At 55.4% G+C, this 16,612-nt stretch carries 16 protein-coding genes; 5 read left to right on the top strand and 11 right to left on the bottom strand.

Annotation, left to right across the window (positions count from 1 at the left end; all coding sequences use genetic code 11):
• Positions 1–30 precede the first annotated feature (30 nt).
• The gene (locus ACPLPM_RS08500; RefSeq protein ID WP_424359811.1) at positions 31–1,476 is read left to right on the top strand and encodes a VWA domain-containing protein; all 1,446 of its coding nucleotides are present in this window, start codon (positions 31–33) and stop codon (positions 1,474–1,476) included.
• Between the two features lie 23 nt (positions 1,477–1,499).
• On the top strand, positions 1,500–2,228 hold the full coding sequence (locus ACPLPM_RS08505; RefSeq protein ID WP_424359812.1) for an MBL fold metallo-hydrolase: 729 nt from the start codon (positions 1,500–1,502) through the stop codon (positions 2,226–2,228).
• 819 nt (positions 2,229–3,047) lie between these two features.
• Here the strand turns inward: ACPLPM_RS08505 and ACPLPM_RS08510 are convergent.
• The gene (locus ACPLPM_RS08510) at positions 3,048–4,061 is read right to left on the bottom strand and encodes a cell division protein FtsZ (RefSeq protein WP_424359813.1); all 1,014 of its coding nucleotides are present in this window, start codon (positions 4,059–4,061) and stop codon (positions 3,048–3,050) included.
• Positions 4,062–4,303: 242 nt separating this feature from the next.
• Between ACPLPM_RS08510 and thiC the strand changes: the two genes are divergently transcribed.
• Positions 4,304–5,578: a phosphomethylpyrimidine synthase ThiC gene (gene thiC / locus ACPLPM_RS08515; protein ID WP_424359814.1), complete on the top strand. Its 1,275-nt coding sequence runs from the start codon at positions 4,304–4,306 to the stop codon at positions 5,576–5,578.
• A gap of 304 nt (positions 5,579–5,882) precedes the next feature.
• Here thiC and ACPLPM_RS08520 read toward each other — a convergent pair whose 3' ends face one another.
• From ACPLPM_RS08520 to ACPLPM_RS08555, 8 genes are all read right to left on the bottom strand, one after another.
• Positions 5,883–6,560 (bottom strand): metallophosphoesterase family protein, encoded by a 678-nt coding sequence (locus tag ACPLPM_RS08520; RefSeq protein ID WP_424359815.1) that lies wholly within the window; start codon positions 6,558–6,560, stop codon positions 5,883–5,885.
• 136 nt (positions 6,561–6,696) lie between these two features.
• Positions 6,697–7,350, bottom strand: a complete 654-nt coding sequence (phoU, locus tag ACPLPM_RS08525; protein WP_424359816.1) for a phosphate signaling complex protein PhoU — start codon at positions 7,348–7,350, stop codon at positions 6,697–6,699.
• Between the two features lie 14 nt (positions 7,351–7,364).
• Positions 7,365–8,123 carry a phosphate ABC transporter ATP-binding protein PstB gene (gene pstB, locus ACPLPM_RS08530; protein ID WP_424359817.1) on the bottom strand — a complete coding sequence of 253 codons (759 nt, stop codon included), beginning with the start codon at positions 8,121–8,123 and terminating at the stop codon, positions 7,365–7,367.
• Positions 8,123–8,971 carry a phosphate ABC transporter permease PstA gene (gene pstA / locus ACPLPM_RS08535; protein ID WP_424359818.1) on the bottom strand — a complete coding sequence of 283 codons (849 nt, stop codon included), beginning with the start codon at positions 8,969–8,971 and terminating at the stop codon, positions 8,123–8,125. Before pstA ends, pstB begins: the two co-directional genes overlap by 1 nt.
• 2 nt (positions 8,972–8,973) lie before the next feature.
• Positions 8,974–9,837, bottom strand: a complete 864-nt coding sequence (pstC, locus tag ACPLPM_RS08540) for a phosphate ABC transporter permease subunit PstC (protein ID WP_424359819.1) — start codon at positions 9,835–9,837, stop codon at positions 8,974–8,976.
• A 59-nt stretch (positions 9,838–9,896) separates the two neighbouring features.
• On the bottom strand, positions 9,897–10,742 hold the full coding sequence (locus tag ACPLPM_RS08545) for a phosphate ABC transporter substrate-binding protein (protein ID WP_424359820.1): 846 nt from the start codon (positions 10,740–10,742) through the stop codon (positions 9,897–9,899).
• 222 nt (positions 10,743–10,964) lie between these two features.
• Positions 10,965–11,132 carry a hypothetical protein gene (locus ACPLPM_RS08550; RefSeq protein ID WP_424359821.1) on the bottom strand — a complete coding sequence of 56 codons (168 nt, stop codon included), beginning with the start codon at positions 11,130–11,132 and terminating at the stop codon, positions 10,965–10,967.
• A 133-nt stretch (positions 11,133–11,265) separates the two neighbouring features.
• A complete protein-coding gene (locus tag ACPLPM_RS08555; protein ID WP_424359822.1) occupies positions 11,266–12,267 on the bottom strand; it encodes a PhoU domain-containing protein in 1,002 nt (333 codons plus the stop codon).
• A 173-nt stretch (positions 12,268–12,440) separates the two neighbouring features.
• Between ACPLPM_RS08555 and ACPLPM_RS08560 the strand changes: the two genes are divergently transcribed.
• Complete coding sequence (locus ACPLPM_RS08560) at positions 12,441–13,217, top strand: 23S rRNA (uridine(2552)-2'-O)-methyltransferase (RefSeq protein ID WP_424359823.1); 777 nt, start codon at positions 12,441–12,443, stop codon at positions 13,215–13,217.
• A 5-nt stretch (positions 13,218–13,222) separates the two neighbouring features.
• On the opposite strand, the gene ACPLPM_RS08565 is transcribed toward ACPLPM_RS08560, so the two are convergent.
• Positions 13,223–13,873: a DedA family protein gene (locus tag ACPLPM_RS08565; RefSeq protein ID WP_424359824.1), complete on the bottom strand. Its 651-nt coding sequence runs from the start codon at positions 13,871–13,873 to the stop codon at positions 13,223–13,225.
• Between the two features lie 186 nt (positions 13,874–14,059).
• Here ACPLPM_RS08565 and mch point away from each other — a divergent pair, with 186 nt between their 5' ends.
• Positions 14,060–15,001 carry a methenyltetrahydromethanopterin cyclohydrolase gene (gene mch, locus ACPLPM_RS08570; RefSeq protein ID WP_424359825.1) on the top strand — a complete coding sequence of 314 codons (942 nt, stop codon included), beginning with the start codon at positions 14,060–14,062 and terminating at the stop codon, positions 14,999–15,001.
• A gap of 636 nt (positions 15,002–15,637) precedes the next feature.
• On the opposite strand, the gene ACPLPM_RS08575 is transcribed toward mch, so the two are convergent.
• Positions 15,638–16,606: a DHHA1 domain-containing protein gene (locus ACPLPM_RS08575; RefSeq protein ID WP_424359826.1), complete on the bottom strand. Its 969-nt coding sequence runs from the start codon at positions 16,604–16,606 to the stop codon at positions 15,638–15,640.
• Positions 16,607–16,612: the final 6 nt, after the last annotated feature.

Raw genomic sequence — 16,612 nt, forward strand, 5'->3', positions numbered from 1 at the left:
GTTGCCCGGGCTCAAATGGGGTAAGTAATCGTGACTGTCTACATTCCTTCAAACGAGCCCGAAATCCGGGATGCGCTGGCGATGCCTGGCATACGGGAAGTGCTTGCAGTACCTCACGCCTTACCGAGGGAAACAAGGGAAACGCTGGCAACGATTCTGGCCCGGGAACTGGTGCTGGGCGAAACGTACGAGCTTCGAGATCCTGATCAGGCTACCTCTCATATGGGGCCTGCTATCCGCCTGCTAAATGCGGCCAGGTACACCGAAGCCTGGGCCCGGCTGAAGTCGCTCTCTGCAAAGAGCCGGATGATCGCTCTGCTTGCCATGAAAGCAGTGCTGGATGCCATACTGGAAACTTTTGACGAGATCCAGGCAGGCCGGCTACCCGCCGAGAGCCAGAGAGCTCTCCTTGAATTCAAGCTGATGATAGTCGAAATGTTCGGGCTGCACGGCAGGAAGCCGGGCGTATCCCGGGAAGAAAAATCTTTGCATAACGATCTCAGGAGCAAAGATTCCCGGGCCCGGGCCGTCAACGATGTGCTGTACCGGCGGCTGGTGCCCCGCCTCGACGAAGCCGCCGAAGAGCTGGCAGACAGCGCCGATGCCATCGAAATCATGTCCCTTCTCTCCGGGGGCAGGGGGTGGGATTACGCGATGATCGAGAAGCACGAGGACCCTCTCTACGACATCAGGCGGTATTCGAAAGTCATCCGGCGGAACTCGGACCTGATGGCACTGATAGACGATCTCGGGCGTTCGTCCGAAGGGGTAGACGCAGGCGGAAGGCGCCACTTACGCTGCGGCCGGCTGGAGGTCCATTCGATCGTCACTTCCAGTAATCTCCACTATCTGCTGCCCTCAGAGTTGATCAAGCTGCAGGATAACGTGCTCAAATACCTGTTCTTCGCCCGGTGGACCGAGGGCAAGCTGCTGACCTATCAGCTGACCGCCCATGGGAAGTCAGAAACAGGCGATAAGAAGAGAAAAGGGCCTGTGATCGCGCTGGTCGACACGTCCGGATCGATGGACGGCATCCCCGGGATACTCGCCAAATCCATCACCCTGGCGACAGTCCGCATGTTTTTGCAGCGAGCCCGGAAGATCAAAGTGGTATTATTCTCGGCGGCCGGGCAGCTGGACGAAATCGACCTCCCGGAGGAATCGATCTCCGGCTTTCTGGACTTTCTTAGGGCCTCTTTCGGCGGGGGTACCGATTTCAACACGGCGCTGAAAGCAGGTATCGAAGCACTAAAAACCCGGCAGTACACTAACGCCGACATCCTGTTCATCACCGACGGCATGTCCCGGGTCACCGACAAAGCCCTGATCGAGGAATGGCGCAGCCTGAAGGAAGCAAGTAGCAGCCAGATTTTCACGGTTATAGTCGGCAACGACCAGGCCGGAGGCCTGGAAGAGCTCTCCGACCAGGTTTACTTTTTGGGCCGGAAGCCGGCCCGCCATGGCAACATATTTTAAGGCGTAGCTCCTCCTTTTCTTCGATGCCCGTACGTTCGTTCAAGATCATCAAATCGGGGAGCATTCCCTTCGACGCCTTCGAGCCGGTCGATTCCAGGGCTATGGCGCTAAAGAACCTCTCCGGCATAGGCTGCGGCTCGACGGTCACGTATATCGAGTCGGACGCCCGCATCCTGGTAGACACCGGGTTCGACTTCGAGAACACCCTGACCGACGACAACGTAAAAGCCAATAAGAAGCGGCTGACCCACGCGCTGAAAGCGCATGGCCTAAAGCCTTCAGACATAGATATTCTCTTCATCACCCACTGGCACCTCGACCACTTCGGCAACGTGAAGATGTTCAAGGACAGCACCATCATGACGTCTGAAGCCGCAGTATCGAGAGTCAAGATCGACGTGACGGGAGTCAAAGACGGCGAGCAGATCGCCGATGGCGTCAAAGTCGTCCACACCCCGGGCCACACGGCCGACCACGCCTCGGTCGTCTTCAAGACCGACCGCCTCCGGCAGTCCATCCAGACCAGCGCCGGCGGCCGCATCGTGGGCATCGGCGAAGTCACCGTAGCCGCCGCAGGCGACGCTATCCTCACCCCGGCCTTCTACGCCACCGACTCCATCTGGACCCAGAACAAAGACTTCAGCTCACAAGATGCAGCAGCAGCCAGCATCGGCAAGCTCGTCGACCAGGCTGACTACATCATCCCCGGGCACGGCGATCTCTTCCGAAACGTGAAGAAACCGCAAGCATAAATATCCGGGTTGTTTAGTTTTATAAACCGTGGTGGCACAGCTCATTATTCTAACAACTGGAGAGCGGATGTTTGAACCACGGCGGCACGGCTCTTTATCCTGACAAGAGTAGATTAAATATTTGAACCACGGCGGCACGGCGACACAAAGACAAGGCGATCCACGACAGGCCAGTGGTAAATAAAACCACGGCGGCACGGCGGCACGGAGACAGTGCGAGAAACGATGGCAGGATGGTTATTTGAACCACGGCGGCACGGCGGCACGGAGACAACCGTACCAGAATGGCAAGGCTCCTTTTTATTGGTCCACGGCGGCACGGCGGGCTGACGGCATGGAGACAATCCGTCTATTGTTACTATACTGAGAAACCGGGAATCATTATAGAAAGTAGTTTTACCGGTCATGTGATCATAAGGATATACTGAAACACCTGGCCAGCAAACCGTTATTGGGTAATGAGCTGTCTCCGTGTCGCCGTGGACTAAAAATGAGTACTCTGTTACAGCGTCGCATTTGTCTCCGTGTCGCTGTGCCGCCGTGGTTCCAGTTACCACCCTTTTGTTGTAATCGCATAGTTGCCGTGTCGCCGTGCCGCCGTGGTTCAAATAACTCTCTTGCTATCGTTTCTCGGGTTGTCTCTGTGTCGCCGTGCTGCCGTGGTTAGAACATCTGTTTTCCAGTGGTCCGGATAAGGAGCCGTGCTGCCGTGGTTATATTTACTAATCTTTTATAGTAGACATTGTCTTCGTACCGCCATAGTTGGCAGTCGCCATATCGCTATGTAATTGCGGCGAACGAAAACTAATTGGTCCGACTCTACGGTGAGCTGCCATACGCTTCCCGGAACTGCTCTTTCCTGAGCCCGGTGAGGATGACCAGTAACTTGACCCTGCAGTCGTTGGTCTTCTCGAGCTTGGCGCCGTACAGGACGCGTATCGTCGGGCTGCACTGTTTGTAGATGTATTCGACGATCTGGATCACGCCTTCTACGGACATGTCTCTGCCGCTGGCTATGTGGATAAGAGCGCCGGTAGCGTCTTTGTAGTCGATGGCGGATAGCGGGTGATCCATGGCTCGCTTGATCACTGTCAGCAGGTTGTCGTCGCTCCGGTCCCGGCAGGTGAGCATGACGCTCAGGCCGCCTTCCCGGAGGAGCCGCTGCAGGTCGAGCAGGTTCGTGTGAACGAGGGGCCGCTGGGTGCTCGATTCCACGATGGTCTTGATCTTTTCGGCGATCAGCTCGTCGGCCATACCGTACGCATTCTGCCGGGGCTCTTCGGGATCGTAGCCGGGGAGCCGGTCGAAGTCGATTACGATGGTGGTATTGGCGATGTCCAGCATCTTCTCTACGCCTTCGACGGCTTTTATCCTTGCCTCAGCCTCGTCGCTGAACGGCAGGGTCACGATTGCAACCACGACCGCGCCGAGTTCTTTCGCCATCCTGGCGATGACCGGGGCTGCGCCGGTGCCGGTACCGCCGCCCATACCTGCTATGAGGAACATCAGCTTAGTCGCTCTGAAGGTCTCGTCCAGCTTCCAGCCGGACTTTTCTGCAGCCAGCCTGCCTATCTCGACGTCGCCCGCTGCTCCCGACTCTTTGATCACCGACTGGCCGATGAGGAACTTTTCGTCAGCCCTGATCACGCTCAGGCGGCGCTCGTCAGTGTCGATGGCAATCATGTGGGCGCCAAAAGCGCCGATGCTGTACAGGTAATTGAGGGTGTTGCAGCCGGCACTCCCGACTCCCGCGATCCTGATCTGCTTGGGGAAGTAGTTGTAGACTGCCTCATCCCCCATCGTCGTCTGCTTTATGGGGTCCGGAACATACATGACGGGTTCGCACCTCGGGTGGAAAATAGCTGGCAGGGCAAGTAAGTGCTCATCTGCAATGGCTTAGTTTGCAGATCATAGATTAAAAATTTTCCCGGGGTAAACTGCAGGTAAAACCAGGAAGTGGCAGATATTATGTTCGACCGGATACTACAAACCATAAATCAAGTTTACTTGAGTTAAGGTAAATAAAATTTATATACGATAATCCCTTATAGGCCAGCCAGCAGGTGCATAATCCAATGAGTTTTCTTGAGCAGGCTAAAAGAGGAGAAATTACCGAAGAGATGAAGATCGTTGCCCGGGACGAGGGTGTTACCCCCGAGTTTATCCAGCGTGGCGTTGCTGCCGGGAGGATCGTCATCCCGGTGACACCGTACCGGAACATCCGGGCGATGGGTATCGGAGAGGGCCTCCGGACCAAGGTCAACGCGTCGATCGGCACCTCCTCGGACATCGTCGACATCAACACCGAGGTCGAAAAGGCCATCGCAGCGGAGCAGGCAGGTGCTGATACCCTGATGGAGCTGTCGACCGGCGGCGACTTCCTGGACATCCGCAGAAAGGTCTGCGAAGCCACATCTCTGTCCGTGGGCAGTGTTCCGCTATACCAGGCGTTCATCGAGGCGGCCCGCAAGTATGGTGCAGTCGTGCACATGAAAGAGGACGACCTGTTCCGGGTAACAGAAGAGCAGGCCAAACTTGGTACGAACTTCATGGCCATTCATACCGGCATCAACCGGATTACCGTGGAAAGGCTGAAGAAGCAGGGCCGGCATGGGGGCCTCTGCAGCAGAGGCGGCGCCTTCATGACCGCCTGGATGATCCACAACGACAAGGAAAACCCCCTTTACAGCGAGTTCGACTACCTGCTGGAAATCCTGAAAAAGCACGAGGTCACTCTTTCGATGGGTAACGGCATGCGGGCAGGCGCAGTCCACGATGCGACAGACCGGGCGCAGATCCAGGAGCTGGTGATGAACTCAGAGCTGTCTGATCAGGCACACGACTTTGGCGTACAGGTCATCGTAGAAGGCCCCGGCCACGTCCCGCTGGACGAGATCGAGGCGAACGTCGTACTGATGAAGCGCATGTCCGGCAACAAGCCCTTCTATATGCTGGGCCCCCTCTGCACGGACATCGCGCCGGGCATGGACCACATCGTCGCCTCCATCGGCGCCTCGATGTCGGCGGCCAGGGGTGCAGACTTCATCTGCTACGTCACCCCTGCAGAACACCTCGCGCTCCCCAACGTGGAAGATGTCAGGACCGGCGTCATGACCGCCAGGCTGGCAGCCCACATCGGGGACATGATCAAGTATGGCAAGCGCGACAGGGACCTCGAGATGGGCCATGCGAGGAAGAACCTCGACTGGAACCGCCAGTATGAGCTTGCTCTCGACCCGGGGCTGGCAAGGGAAGTCCGGGCCAGCCGGATGCCTGAAGACAAGGAAGCTTGCACCATGTGTGGAGACTACTGTGCGCTGAAGATTGTCCGACAAACCTTCGGTTTTTAAGAGTGCGGGGGATTGACCTGAAGTATGGCTTCGCCATACTCTTTCTCGTATTTGACTAAGTAAACAAAAATTGCGTTAAATCAAAAAAAGTTTATATATCTTGAGGGCTTACTCAGTAATCGGAAACGGATCGTTATCCAAGCGTTATACCCCCTTTAAATAAGAATGTCAGTACTAAAAACTATTCGGGGTGGTCTGCCGGCGAGAGTTGCCGGCGCCATTCTTTTGTTTGGTTGTGCGTATGTTTAGTCTGGCACGACGATCTTTTGTTCTGCTACACCGCTGAAGCCTGAGCCGAAGGCTCTTACTTCCCGTACCTTAATCTGTCAGCCATCATCTGAGGAAGGCCTGCCTCTTTGATCTTTTCCTGCACTTTGGCATAATCGTAGCTGACCCTGCGCACGGTGAACTCCTTCGTCTCGGTATCCCAGATGCCGTAGCTTGCCCTGGGGTCGCCGTCTCTGGGCTGGCCCACGCTGCCCGGGTTCAGGATGATCTTGTTACCGCATACCTCTTTGAGGGGGACGTGGGTGTGGCCGAAGACCACAACCTGGACGTCGTACGGGTCGAAGACCTGGCAAAACCGCTCGTGGTTGTTCTCGAAAACGAACTCTTCCAGCCTGCTCGGGCTTCCGTGGTATATCGTGATGCCGTTCAGGTCTATATGATCTGGCAGTGTCTCCAGAAACCGGAGGTTGTCTCTGGTGAGCTGCTGCGAGGTCCACCGGACTGTCTGTATGGCCACCGGGTTGAACCACTGGGTATCTCCAGTTACTACTGCGTTATCGTAATTGCCCTTGACACACTTTACCCTGTACTTCTTCAGCAGTTCCACGGTCTCGTTCGGGTAAGGGTTATAACCTACTATATCGCCTGCGCATAAGATTACGTCGGTGCCGACGCTCTTCATATCGTCCAGCACCGCCTGTAATGCGATGACATTAGAATGAATGTCAGAAATGAGGCCGATCTTCATCTCCATCTTTCAGCTCCGAGTTCCTATTAACCGCGGTTGTTTAAATATTTGTCAGGCCGTTTTATGTAAAAAGGACAAAGAAAAGCCGTATAATCGGTGAAAGGGCAAGTGATCAGGTTTTTACCTGATGCGGATCAGGTTTTTACCTGATGCTCACCCGCTCACCGGTGATCATGTACACGGTCCGGGACGAGATCGAGCACGCGTGATCGGCAGCTCTCTCCATGTACCGGGCGACGAAGGACATGTGCGAGGCCATGTCGATGGACGAGGGGTCCTTGATCATGACGTTGATCAACTCTCTTCTTATCCGATCGTACTGGGCATCGACCACATCGTCCCTCTCGCTCATCGATTTTGCCAGCTCTACGTTTCTGTCCCTGAACGCCTTGAAGCTGTCATGGACCATCGAGTGCACATTCCTGTACATCCCGCAGATGTCGTTGATCTGGGGCAGCAGGGGCTCGTTACCGACCCGGATGGTGATCTGGCCGATGTCCCAGGCCAGCCTCGAAAACCGGCGGCAGTCCGTCAGGATTTTCAGCACCGTGCTGATAAACCGCAAGTCCGAAGCCATAGGCTGCTGCGTCGCGAGCAGCTCTATGCACTTGTTCTCGAGCTCGATTTCCCGGTCTGCCATCACGTCGCTCTCCTCCATGACCTTTTTAGCCAGCTCTGCGTCGTGGTGAGCCAGCGACTGCAGGGACCGGGTCATGAGGCTGAGGGAGTCTTCTCCCATTTTGAAAAAATCGTCCTCTAGCTGCTTGATCTGCCGTAAATAGTAATCTCTTGACATTTGCTTCTACCTCTTCAGCCGAACCTGCCCGTAATGTAGTCCTCTGTACGCCTGTTCGTCGGGTTCTCGAACAGCTTCTTCGTATAGTCGTACTCTATCAGCTCTCCCATCAGGAAAAAGGCGGTCCTGTCAGAGACGCGGGCTGCCTGCTGCATGTTATGGGTAACGATGATGATCGTGTATTTCTCCTTCAGCTCTCTCATCAGGTCTTCGATCTTGGCTGTGGCGATCGGGTCCAGCGCCGAGGCCGGCTCGTCCATGAGGATCACTTCGGGCTCCACTGCCAGGCATCTAGCGATGCACAGGCGCTGCTGCTGGCCTCCTGAAATGCTGAGTGCCGAATCTCGCAGCCTGCCCTTTAGCTCATCCCACAGGGCGGCCTGCCGGAGGCTCTTCTCCACTATGGAGTCAAGCTCGCTCTTATTTTTGACCCCGTGAATTCTCGGGCCATACGCGACGTTATCGTAGATCGACATCGGGAACGGGTTCGGCTTCTGGAAGACCATACCTATCTGCTTGCGAAGCTCCACGACATCCTCTCCGGGATCATAGATGTTTCTGCCCTTGAACAGCAGGCTGCCTGTGATCCTGACCTCGGGCAGCAGATCGTTCATCCGGTTCAGGCAGCGCAGGTAGGTGGATTTCCCGCACCCCGAAGGCCCGATGATCGCAGTGATACTTCTTTCAGGTATATCCATATTGATGTTCTTGAGCGCGCGAGCCTTACCATAGTGCAGGTTAAGGTCTCTCGACTGGATGATTGCGCCTCCCATTATTTTCTACCCCCAAGTTTTGCGATGTATCTCCTGGTCATGTAATTGCTTGCAAGCGTGATGGCCAGTACCATGATAATCAGGACTGCAGCCGTGCCCAGCGCGTTTTTCATCGACAGGTTCTCCGTAGCCAGGATGAACATGTGGACGGTCATAGGCCGGACCGGGTCGAACAGGGACTCAGGAATTCTTGCTACGCTACCTGCAGTCAGCAGCACAGCTGCTGTCTCACTGACCGCCCTGCCCATGCCCAGGATGACGCCGGTCATTATGCCCGGGATAGCGGTGGGCAGCACGACTTTCCGGATGGTCTGCCACTTGCTGGCGCCAAGCGCCAGGCTGCCCGACTTGTAGGAGTCGGGCACCGTTTTGATAGCCTCCTCCGATATCCTTAGTATGATGGGCAGAGCCATGAGCGCCAGCGTCACGCCGCCGGCCAGCAGCGAGAACCCCATCTTCAGGTAGTACACGAAGAACAGGTAGCCGAACAGGCCGAACATGATCGACGGAATTCCGGCCAGGCTGTCGGCCCCGAACCTGACGATGGTCGCAACCCTGCTCCTTCCTGCATATTCGGCCATGTAGACGGCGGCGGCTACAGCTACCGGAGTCGCGATCAGCACAGCGATCAAAGTGATTTCGACCGTGGCCACGATCGTAGGGAAGATACCACCCGCCCGCTGCATGCTCCGGGGCGCCTCCGTCAGGAATTCCAGGCTGACCACCGGCAGGCCGTTGATCAGCACGTAGCCGATGATGGCGAGCAGGATCAGCACTGTCAGGATGCCGCAAAGCCAGAGCAGCCCGATGCCGATGTTGTTCACGACGTACCTGTACTTGACCGCCATGCTTACATCCTCCCTGCGTTGAGCTTCTTTTTGTTCGCAGAGTAGATGATCAGGTTCAGGATCATGATGACGATCAGGAGCACGACGCCGATGGAAAACAGCGCATCCTGGTGCTTGCCCGACGCGTACGACCATTCCAGCGCTATCCCCGCTGTCATAGGCCGGACCATGTCAAGTATCGAGGTGGGTATCAGCGTAGAGTTGCCACACACCATCCATACCGCCATGGTCTCCCCGATGGATCTGCCCATCGCCAGCACTGCCCCGGTGACGATGCCTGAAAGCGCCGTAGGTGTCACAATTCCTGTTATGACCTGCCACCGGGTGGCGCCAAGAGCAAGCGAGCCTTCCCGCAGTTCCCGGGGCACAGATCTCAGAGCGTCTTCTGACACGCTGACGATCGTTGGCAGGATCATAACCGCGAGCACAATGCCGCCTGCCAGAATGCTAAACCCGTTGCCCCCAATATAGTCCCGAATGAACGGCACTAGCAGGATGATGCCGAAGAGGCCGTAAACGACCGACGGTATCGCCGCCAGGGTCTCGATAGCCGGCCTGATCACGTCCCGGACGCCTGCCGGAGCCACTTCGGAGATCAGCATGGCACAGCCCAGCCCCAGAGGCAGCGCGATCAGCAGCGACAGGATCGTGACGGCAAAGGTCCCTATGATCATGGGAAGAATGCCGTAGATGTTGTGCTCCGGGCTCCACTTCGAGCCGAAGATGAAGGCTGCCGGGCCTTCGCTCAGGATCACCGGAAGCCCCTGCGCTACGATAAAAACCATGATGAGAAAAATCGTGATGACACAGGACAGGGCACATACTAACAGGCCTGCTTCAATGATCTTTTCCACGGACTTGCTCATGTTATCACCGTTATTGTGCTTGTCCTTTGTGGCGGCGGCATAACCGCCGCCCGGTCAATCTATACTGTCACCAGTTTGCCCGCAGCCAGAAGCTCCTGACCCTCTTCGCTCAGCGTGTACTCTATGAACGCTTTAGCTACCGGGTCTGTGACCTCTCCCTTCGTCACGAACAGGAACGGCCTCTGGATCGTGTACGTCTTGTCCTTGATGGTCGCCGCAGACGGTGCGACACCGTCGACGTTCAGGACCTTGACCGAGTTGTCGAGCGAGCCGTAGGAGATGTAGCCGATGGCATTCTTATCGCCTGCAACAGTCTGGGTGATACCGCCGGTGCTGCCCTGGGTTACCGCGCTGTCGGTGATGTTGGCCTTGCCCATGACGATTTCCTGGAACGCAGTCCTGGTGCCGGAGCCGGACTCCCTCGTCACGACTGTGATCGGGGCATCGTTGCCACCGACCTCCTTCCAGCTCTTGATTGTACCGGCAAAGATGTCCTTGATCTGCTGCTTTGTCAGCCCTGTCACCGGGTTGGCATTGTTGGAGACGACTGCGATGCCATCGTACGCGATCACAATTTCCTTCAAGCCCGAATCCTTCTCAGCCTGGGTCAGGTCTCTGGAGGACATGCCGATGTGGGCGGTCCCGTCCTGAGCTGCCTTGATGCCTGCCCCCGAGCCGCCTCCGGACACCAGCGCATCAGCCTTCGGGTACTTGACCGAAAAGCTCTCGGCCAGTTCAGTTGCATACGGCTGTACCGAGGTCGATCCGACCACCTTGATCGTGCCCGCTACTCCCGGGGCCTGGGTCGTCGCAACCGGCGTCGTGCTGGTGCACCCCAGCACCATCATACTGGTACCGATAAGTGCAATGGTTAACAGTGTAATCAGTAGTTTTCTGCTTATCATTTGCTTGTTCACCTTCAGAAGTCAGTACGCCCAAGGATTGTTAAATATAACCTATGTAAGCCCAATAGTCATATTTAGAATATATAGAAAAATGCGAAAAAGGTGCTTTTACGCGTGAAAAATCGGCGCATCACTTCGGTGCGGTTAAGGTACGATATATATAGATACGGTATGCCAGCCGTCGGTTATACCGTCAAAATCCGGGTTAAAATAGTTGGGGTTTTAAGCCCTTACTGTGTTTTCAGTCGATCGCAGCGGCCTCAGGTGGCAGTCGATTTCGCCCCTGCGGCACTGGTACCAGAAGATGCAGTCCATGCACGTGCTCTCGATCGATGGCAGCAGCGTGCTGGCATTCTTCTCCTGGCTGTGTGCGGTATTCATTTTTACCATGAACAGTAATCAGGGAATGGTGAGTATATAGTTTTACCCTGTAAACTATATAGAAATATTTAGAAAGTGCCGCTGATTAAGCGATAGTTATTTAATCGCCCACACTTTCAGCGGCCGGTCTCCGATCGGCAGACTACTTGGATGTGGAAGATACAGCGGAATTGATGGCGATTTCCGAGATATTGCAGCCGTAGTCGCACACCCTGTCGATACTGTCCAGGATAATGCCCAGCGGCACAGAAATGTCGGAGCTTAGCTTCAGCACAGCCTCGTCGAGCTTTCGCAGCTTCTCCGTGGCTTCCTGCCTCATGATAAACGTGGAGTTGGCCTGAGAGATGTTCCTCTTGAACATGGCGTCGATCGCGTTTTCGACGATCTTCATAGACTGCCTGTTGACCTCCTCGATGGCTGCGAGGATGTCGTCGGGCACAGTCTTGTAGCCGATCTGCTGCACCATGCTGCAGATTTTGGTGGAGTGGTCTCCGATACGTTCGAGCGGGGTGGCACATAGCCTCATATCAAGGTGCTCTTCCATAGGCATGTCGAACTTGTCGGCGATGGAGATGTCGCGCATGACCATGCGGAACTGCTTGGAGACGAGCAGGAACAGCTTGTCGACCTCGCTGTCGCGGTCCGATACGTCCTGCGCCAGATCGAAGTCTTTGTCTTTCAGCGCAGTGATCGCGTTTTCCTGCATGGAGCTGACGATCATATACATGCGTTTGATGCTCTTCTTCACCGACAGCTCGGCCGGGTTCAGAATGTCCTGGAGCACTATCTTGTCTGAGGTCTCTTCGATGATCTCCGGGCCGATCAGCATGTTGACGGTTTTTCGCACGGTATCTCGCTGCTTGGACAGTATTTTGTTCGACCGCAGCTCTATCGAGTTGTAACCGGCGATGTAGGCACCAATGATCTCCCGGATGAGATTGTCTCCGTCTTTACCCTCGATAAAGATCATCTTTGTCTGGTGAACTTCAGGGGCATTTTTCGTCCGGATCGCCAGCGAACCATCGGTCTGTGGTATCAGGCTGACTTCGTCGCCTCCCTTGAGGTTGACTTTTGTGGCCCATGACTTGGGTAGCGACACGATCAGTGTCGTGCCTCCCGTGATCTGCACCTTCCGTGTCTCCATATTCTCTCTCATAGTTCACCTGTCGCCTGCCTATATCTATATGCAATCTACGTAGGATATATAGGTATATATAAACTATATATAGAATAAATACTTTTGTGGTGCTGAAATTATCCCCAAACCTGATATCTACGAAAGTTAGATAATCATGGTCACCTGATACGGTGTTGAACATGCCAGCAAAAAAGAGAGATTACTATTACAATAAAGCCAAGCAGATGGGCTACCGCTCCAGGGCGTCGTTCAAGCTGCAATTCATCAACAAGAAGCATCACCTCATCAAGAACGGGGACACAGTAGTGGACCTCGGGGCGGCTCCGGGCGGATGGCTGCAGGTGGCGAAAGAACTCAACGGCGGCGGCACAGTGATCGGCGTCGACCTCCAGCGGATCGAGCCTATCGAAGGGGTCGAGACGATCAAGGGTGACATGACAGCCCCGGAGACTCAGGCAAAGATCTTTGAGCTGGTCGACGAAGTAGACACAGTGATCTGCGATGCGGCGCCTAACCTGTCCGGCAACTGGGCCCTCGATCACGCCCGGTCTATCGATCTGGCTACTGTCGCGCTCGAGGTGGCGACCAGGCTGCTCAAAAATGGCGGCCACTTCGTAGTCAAAGTATTCCAGGGCGACCTGTACGACGGCTACGTGAAAAAGGTCGAAAAGCACTTTTCCTATGCCACGACGTACAAATCCCAGGCTTCCCGTGAGCAGAGCGCCGAGATCTACGTGATCGGCAAGGGCTTCCTGACTACCAGCCTGCGCAAAGGCAACGTGGTCGACGTCACCATCGATGCCATGGGGAAGACCGGCGATGGTATTGCCCACGTCGACGACTTCGTAGTATTCGTCAAAGGCGGCAACGTCGGCGATAAGCTAAAGGTGAAGATCCGGGACGTCAAGCCGTCCTTCGCCTTCGGGGACATTGTAGAAAAAGAAAAATCGCCCTGAGCTTTTTACTTTGATCTGATGCCCCGGGCTTCCTTCTGGGCTGCGCTGATCTTCTTGAACTTGAGGGCCTTATAGCCCAGGTAACCGAGGAAGACGAGGACGCACAGCCCGGTGAGGATGTCGACGTAGATCCAGTACTCCTCCAGCAGGCCCCAGTTTTCGCCTAGCAGGACCCCCGCATAGGCCAGGGCAAAGCACCAGGGGACCGAGCCGACGAACGTAGCTATGGTGAAGTTCTTAAAGTCCATCCGGGCTATGCCCGCCGGCAAAGAGATAAACGTCTTGAAAATGGGCAGAAGGCGCGATATGAAGATCACCATCGCCCCGTACTTCTCGAACCAGTTGTGGGCCACGTCCATCTCATGCTTCGTGACAAAGAAGTACTTGCCGTACTTTTCCAGCAGCGGCCGGCCCCCATAGTAGCCGATCGCATAGGAGAGCACGGCTCCGATCAAGCTGCCGACGCTGCCCGCCATACCCACCCAGAAGAAGTCCAGCCTGCCCTGCTGGGCGGCGAACCCGGCGAACGGCATGACAATTTCGCTCGGTACCGGCATGCAAGCACTCTCCAGCGTCATCAGGAAAACGATTCCGGGGTAGCCGAAAGTGCAGATTAAATCAACTATGTACTTGCTGAGGAATTCAAAGAGGACCAAGCGAACACCACATCTTTTATTTATCTCTTTATATTTATACCATGCTGTCACGATTGTGAAGCTACACGGTAGTGGGCGCAACACGTTTTAATATTTTTTCCTGCCTGCCAGCCGGCCACCAATACTTTTATGTCATAACGCTAATAGAATAATGCATCTCCTTACAGGCGAAAGTGGGTTTTACCGATGTTCTCGATCAATGAAAACGTGACTGGCTATGTAGATGAGTTGTTGAACAGAGAAGAAGAGCTGAACGTCAAGTCGCACTTCCTCGAAAACCAGTCTACCGTGATCGACTGCGGCGTCAACACGATCGGCAGCATAGGCGCAGGTATGCTATACGCCAATATTGCCATGGGCGGCCTGGGCCGGGTATCCATGGTCCCGGGCATCATCGACGGGCTCTACCTGCAGTTCTCCCAGGTCTGGATCGACAGGCCTGCCATTGCCTGCCTCGGCTCCCAGAAGCCGGCCTGGAAAATGAAGGCGGAAGGGTTCGCCGGCACCGCGTTCGGCCCCGCCCGGGCTAGCGCCCAGAAACCCAAAGCCCTGTACCAGGCGATCAATTATTCGGACGATGCCGAAACCGCCATCATCAACATCGAGGCCACCGCCCTGCCCACGGAAAAAGAAATCGACAACATCGCCAAACAGTGCTCTACCGACCCCGAGTGCGTCGTGGCGCTGGTAGCCCCGCCCGGCTCTGTGGTCGGCACCTTCATGACCAGCACCAGGGCAGTCGAATGGGTCATGAACCGCCTGTTCCAGCTCGGCTATAACACCAGCGACGTTACCTCCGCATCAGGAGTAGTGCCGGTCGCACCTCTCTGTGCTAACGATCAGGAGTGCATGGGCTCTGCCCTTGACGCCATCGCTTACTACGGCATGGTTTCGCTGTACGTAAAAGGTGCAAACGACATGTTCAAGTCGGCAACAGCCGACGCGTCGAAAGTGTACGGCAAGAGCTTCAAGGCCCTCCTCAAAGACGCCCAGGGCGACTACTCCAAAGTCGACCCCGCCATGTTCGGCCCCGCCCGCCTCATGGTCAACGGCCTCGACGGGTCTTTAAAAACCTATGGCCGGCTCGATCCTTCGATGCTCCTCACGTCCTTCGGGCTGAAAGCTTAACACCACTACCGCTATCTTTTTACCACGGCGGCACGGCTCCTTATTCCGGCAACTGGAAATCAAATGTTTGAACCACGGCGGCACAGCGACACAGAGACAAGGCGATCTGCTACAACAGGATGGTAACCGAAACCACGGCGGCACAGCGACACAGCGACAAATGCGATGTCATAGCAGGGTACTCCTTTTTAAGTCCACGGCGACACTGAGACAGCCCATTAACTAAAAACGGTTTACTTGCCAGGTGTTTCAGTATATCATGATCACAAAGCCGGTAAACGACTTTTTATAGTGCTTCCTGGTTTGTCCGGTATTGTAACAATGGAAGGATTGTCTCCGTGCAGTCAGCCGCTGTGCCGCCGTGGATCAATAAAAAAATGGGGCCTTAATATTCGGGTACGGATTGTTGCCGTGTCGCCGTGCCGCCGTGGTGTAAATAACCATCCTGCCATCGTTTCCCGCATTGTCTCCGTGTCGCCGTGCCGCTGTGGTTAGAACCTTTAGTTTCCAGTAATCCGGTGAAGAGCCGTGCCGCCGTGGTTATTATTAACAATCCGGCTTGTCGTGAGTCGCTCTGTCTTGGTGTCGCTGTGCCGCCGTGGTTCAATTTACCATTCTATTTTCCTGTATGTACTGTCACAGTGCTGTGGTGGTTTTTTCAGTAATTGCCCGGCCTATGGCCGCATCTAAGTCGGCGAGAAAGTCATTAAGCCTGTGCTCCGGTATCCTGCCCCCTCCGGCCTGGGGGTGGCCGCCGCCGTGGCCGCCGAATTTGACGGCCGAGTCGTTGAGCAGCCGGTTCAGGTCGATATCGTTTTCCGCCCTGACGCTGATGTCGTAAGCGTGCCTGTTTTCCCGGAACTCCGCAGATACTCCGACGCGTGTGTTACCATAGATGCGGGCGTAGATGGCTGCTTTAGATATAAATCCGGCCGCATCTACGACATATGACAGGTTGTTCAGTTTGATGACTCCCTGCGCTACCCGGGCCCGGAGCTCTTCTTCGAGTCTTGAAGCTGTGACTGCTTTTTTAACCAGGCCGTTCATGTTGGACGGTATTATATTTTTCGAGAGGCCGAACACCAGGTCGCGTTTGCTGTCGAAGTTCTTCCGGTCCATCTCGATGCCCTGGGAGAGCGTGCCCGACTGGTAGTACAGGCTTCGCTTATCCCACCGGGCCACCAGTTCCTTCGCAAGCGGCGTATTGTCCCGGAAGTCGGCGATCGCCCCGTACATGGCCACCCTGCTCATGTCCGGGTTGAGCTTATCCTTGAAGTGCCAGTAGGTGAGCAACGAGCCACAGGCATTCTGATCGTGGACGAGCCACGGCGCGCTGAAGTCATCGGGCAGCGGGTGGTGGTCGATGTATGTCAGGTCTCGCTTTGCGGCCAGGGCGGTCATCCTCTTCCTGAGCGCTTCTGAGGTGGAGATGTTGATCGCTATATCGCAGATGATGATCTTATCGTACTGTTCTGCATCCGCAGCATCGTCGATAACCGAAACGGGATTAGTAAAGTATATGGTGGGCTCTTCGCTTGCCGCCACGGCCAGCGCCCCGCTGCAGATACCGTCGGAATCGGCGTGGGTCAGAATGAGCGTCGTCATCGTTTA

This window comes from Methanocella sp. MCL-LM (genome assembly GCF_049676595.1).
Lineage (GTDB): Archaea > Halobacteriota > Methanocellia > Methanocellales > Methanocellaceae > Methanocella_A.

Coding starts and splice junctions, on each gene's coding strand:
- ACPLPM_RS08505 (WP_424359812.1), top strand. CDS start 1,500: ATGCCCGTACGTTCGTTCAAGATCATCAAATCGGGGAGCATTCCCTTC.
- ACPLPM_RS08510 (WP_424359813.1), bottom strand. CDS start 4,061: ATGTATGTTCCGGACCCCATAAAGCAGACGACGATGGGGGATGAGGCA.
- thiC (WP_424359814.1), top strand. CDS start 4,304: ATGAGTTTTCTTGAGCAGGCTAAAAGAGGAGAAATTACCGAAGAGATG.
- ACPLPM_RS08520 (WP_424359815.1), bottom strand. CDS start 6,560: ATGGAGATGAAGATCGGCCTCATTTCTGACATTCATTCTAATGTCATC.
- phoU (WP_424359816.1), bottom strand. CDS start 7,350: ATGTCAAGAGATTACTATTTACGGCAGATCAAGCAGCTAGAGGACGAT.
- pstB (WP_424359817.1), bottom strand. CDS start 8,123: ATGGGAGGCGCAATCATCCAGTCGAGAGACCTTAACCTGCACTATGGT.
- pstA (WP_424359818.1), bottom strand. CDS start 8,971: ATGGCGGTCAAGTACAGGTACGTCGTGAACAACATCGGCATCGGGCTG.
- pstC (WP_424359819.1), bottom strand. CDS start 9,837: ATGAGCAAGTCCGTGGAAAAGATCATTGAAGCAGGCCTGTTAGTATGT.
- ACPLPM_RS08545 (WP_424359820.1), bottom strand. CDS start 10,742: ATGATAAGCAGAAAACTACTGATTACACTGTTAACCATTGCACTTATC.
- ACPLPM_RS08550 (WP_424359821.1), bottom strand. CDS start 11,132: ATGGTAAAAATGAATACCGCACACAGCCAGGAGAAGAATGCCAGCACG.
- ACPLPM_RS08555 (WP_424359822.1), bottom strand. CDS start 12,267: ATGGAGACACGGAAGGTGCAGATCACGGGAGGCACGACACTGATCGTG.
- ACPLPM_RS08560 (WP_424359823.1), top strand. CDS start 12,441: ATGCCAGCAAAAAAGAGAGATTACTATTACAATAAAGCCAAGCAGATG.
- mch (WP_424359825.1), top strand. CDS start 14,060: ATGTTCTCGATCAATGAAAACGTGACTGGCTATGTAGATGAGTTGTTG.
- ACPLPM_RS08575 (WP_424359826.1), bottom strand. CDS start 16,606: ATGACGACGCTCATTCTGACCCACGCCGATTCCGACGGTATCTGCAGC.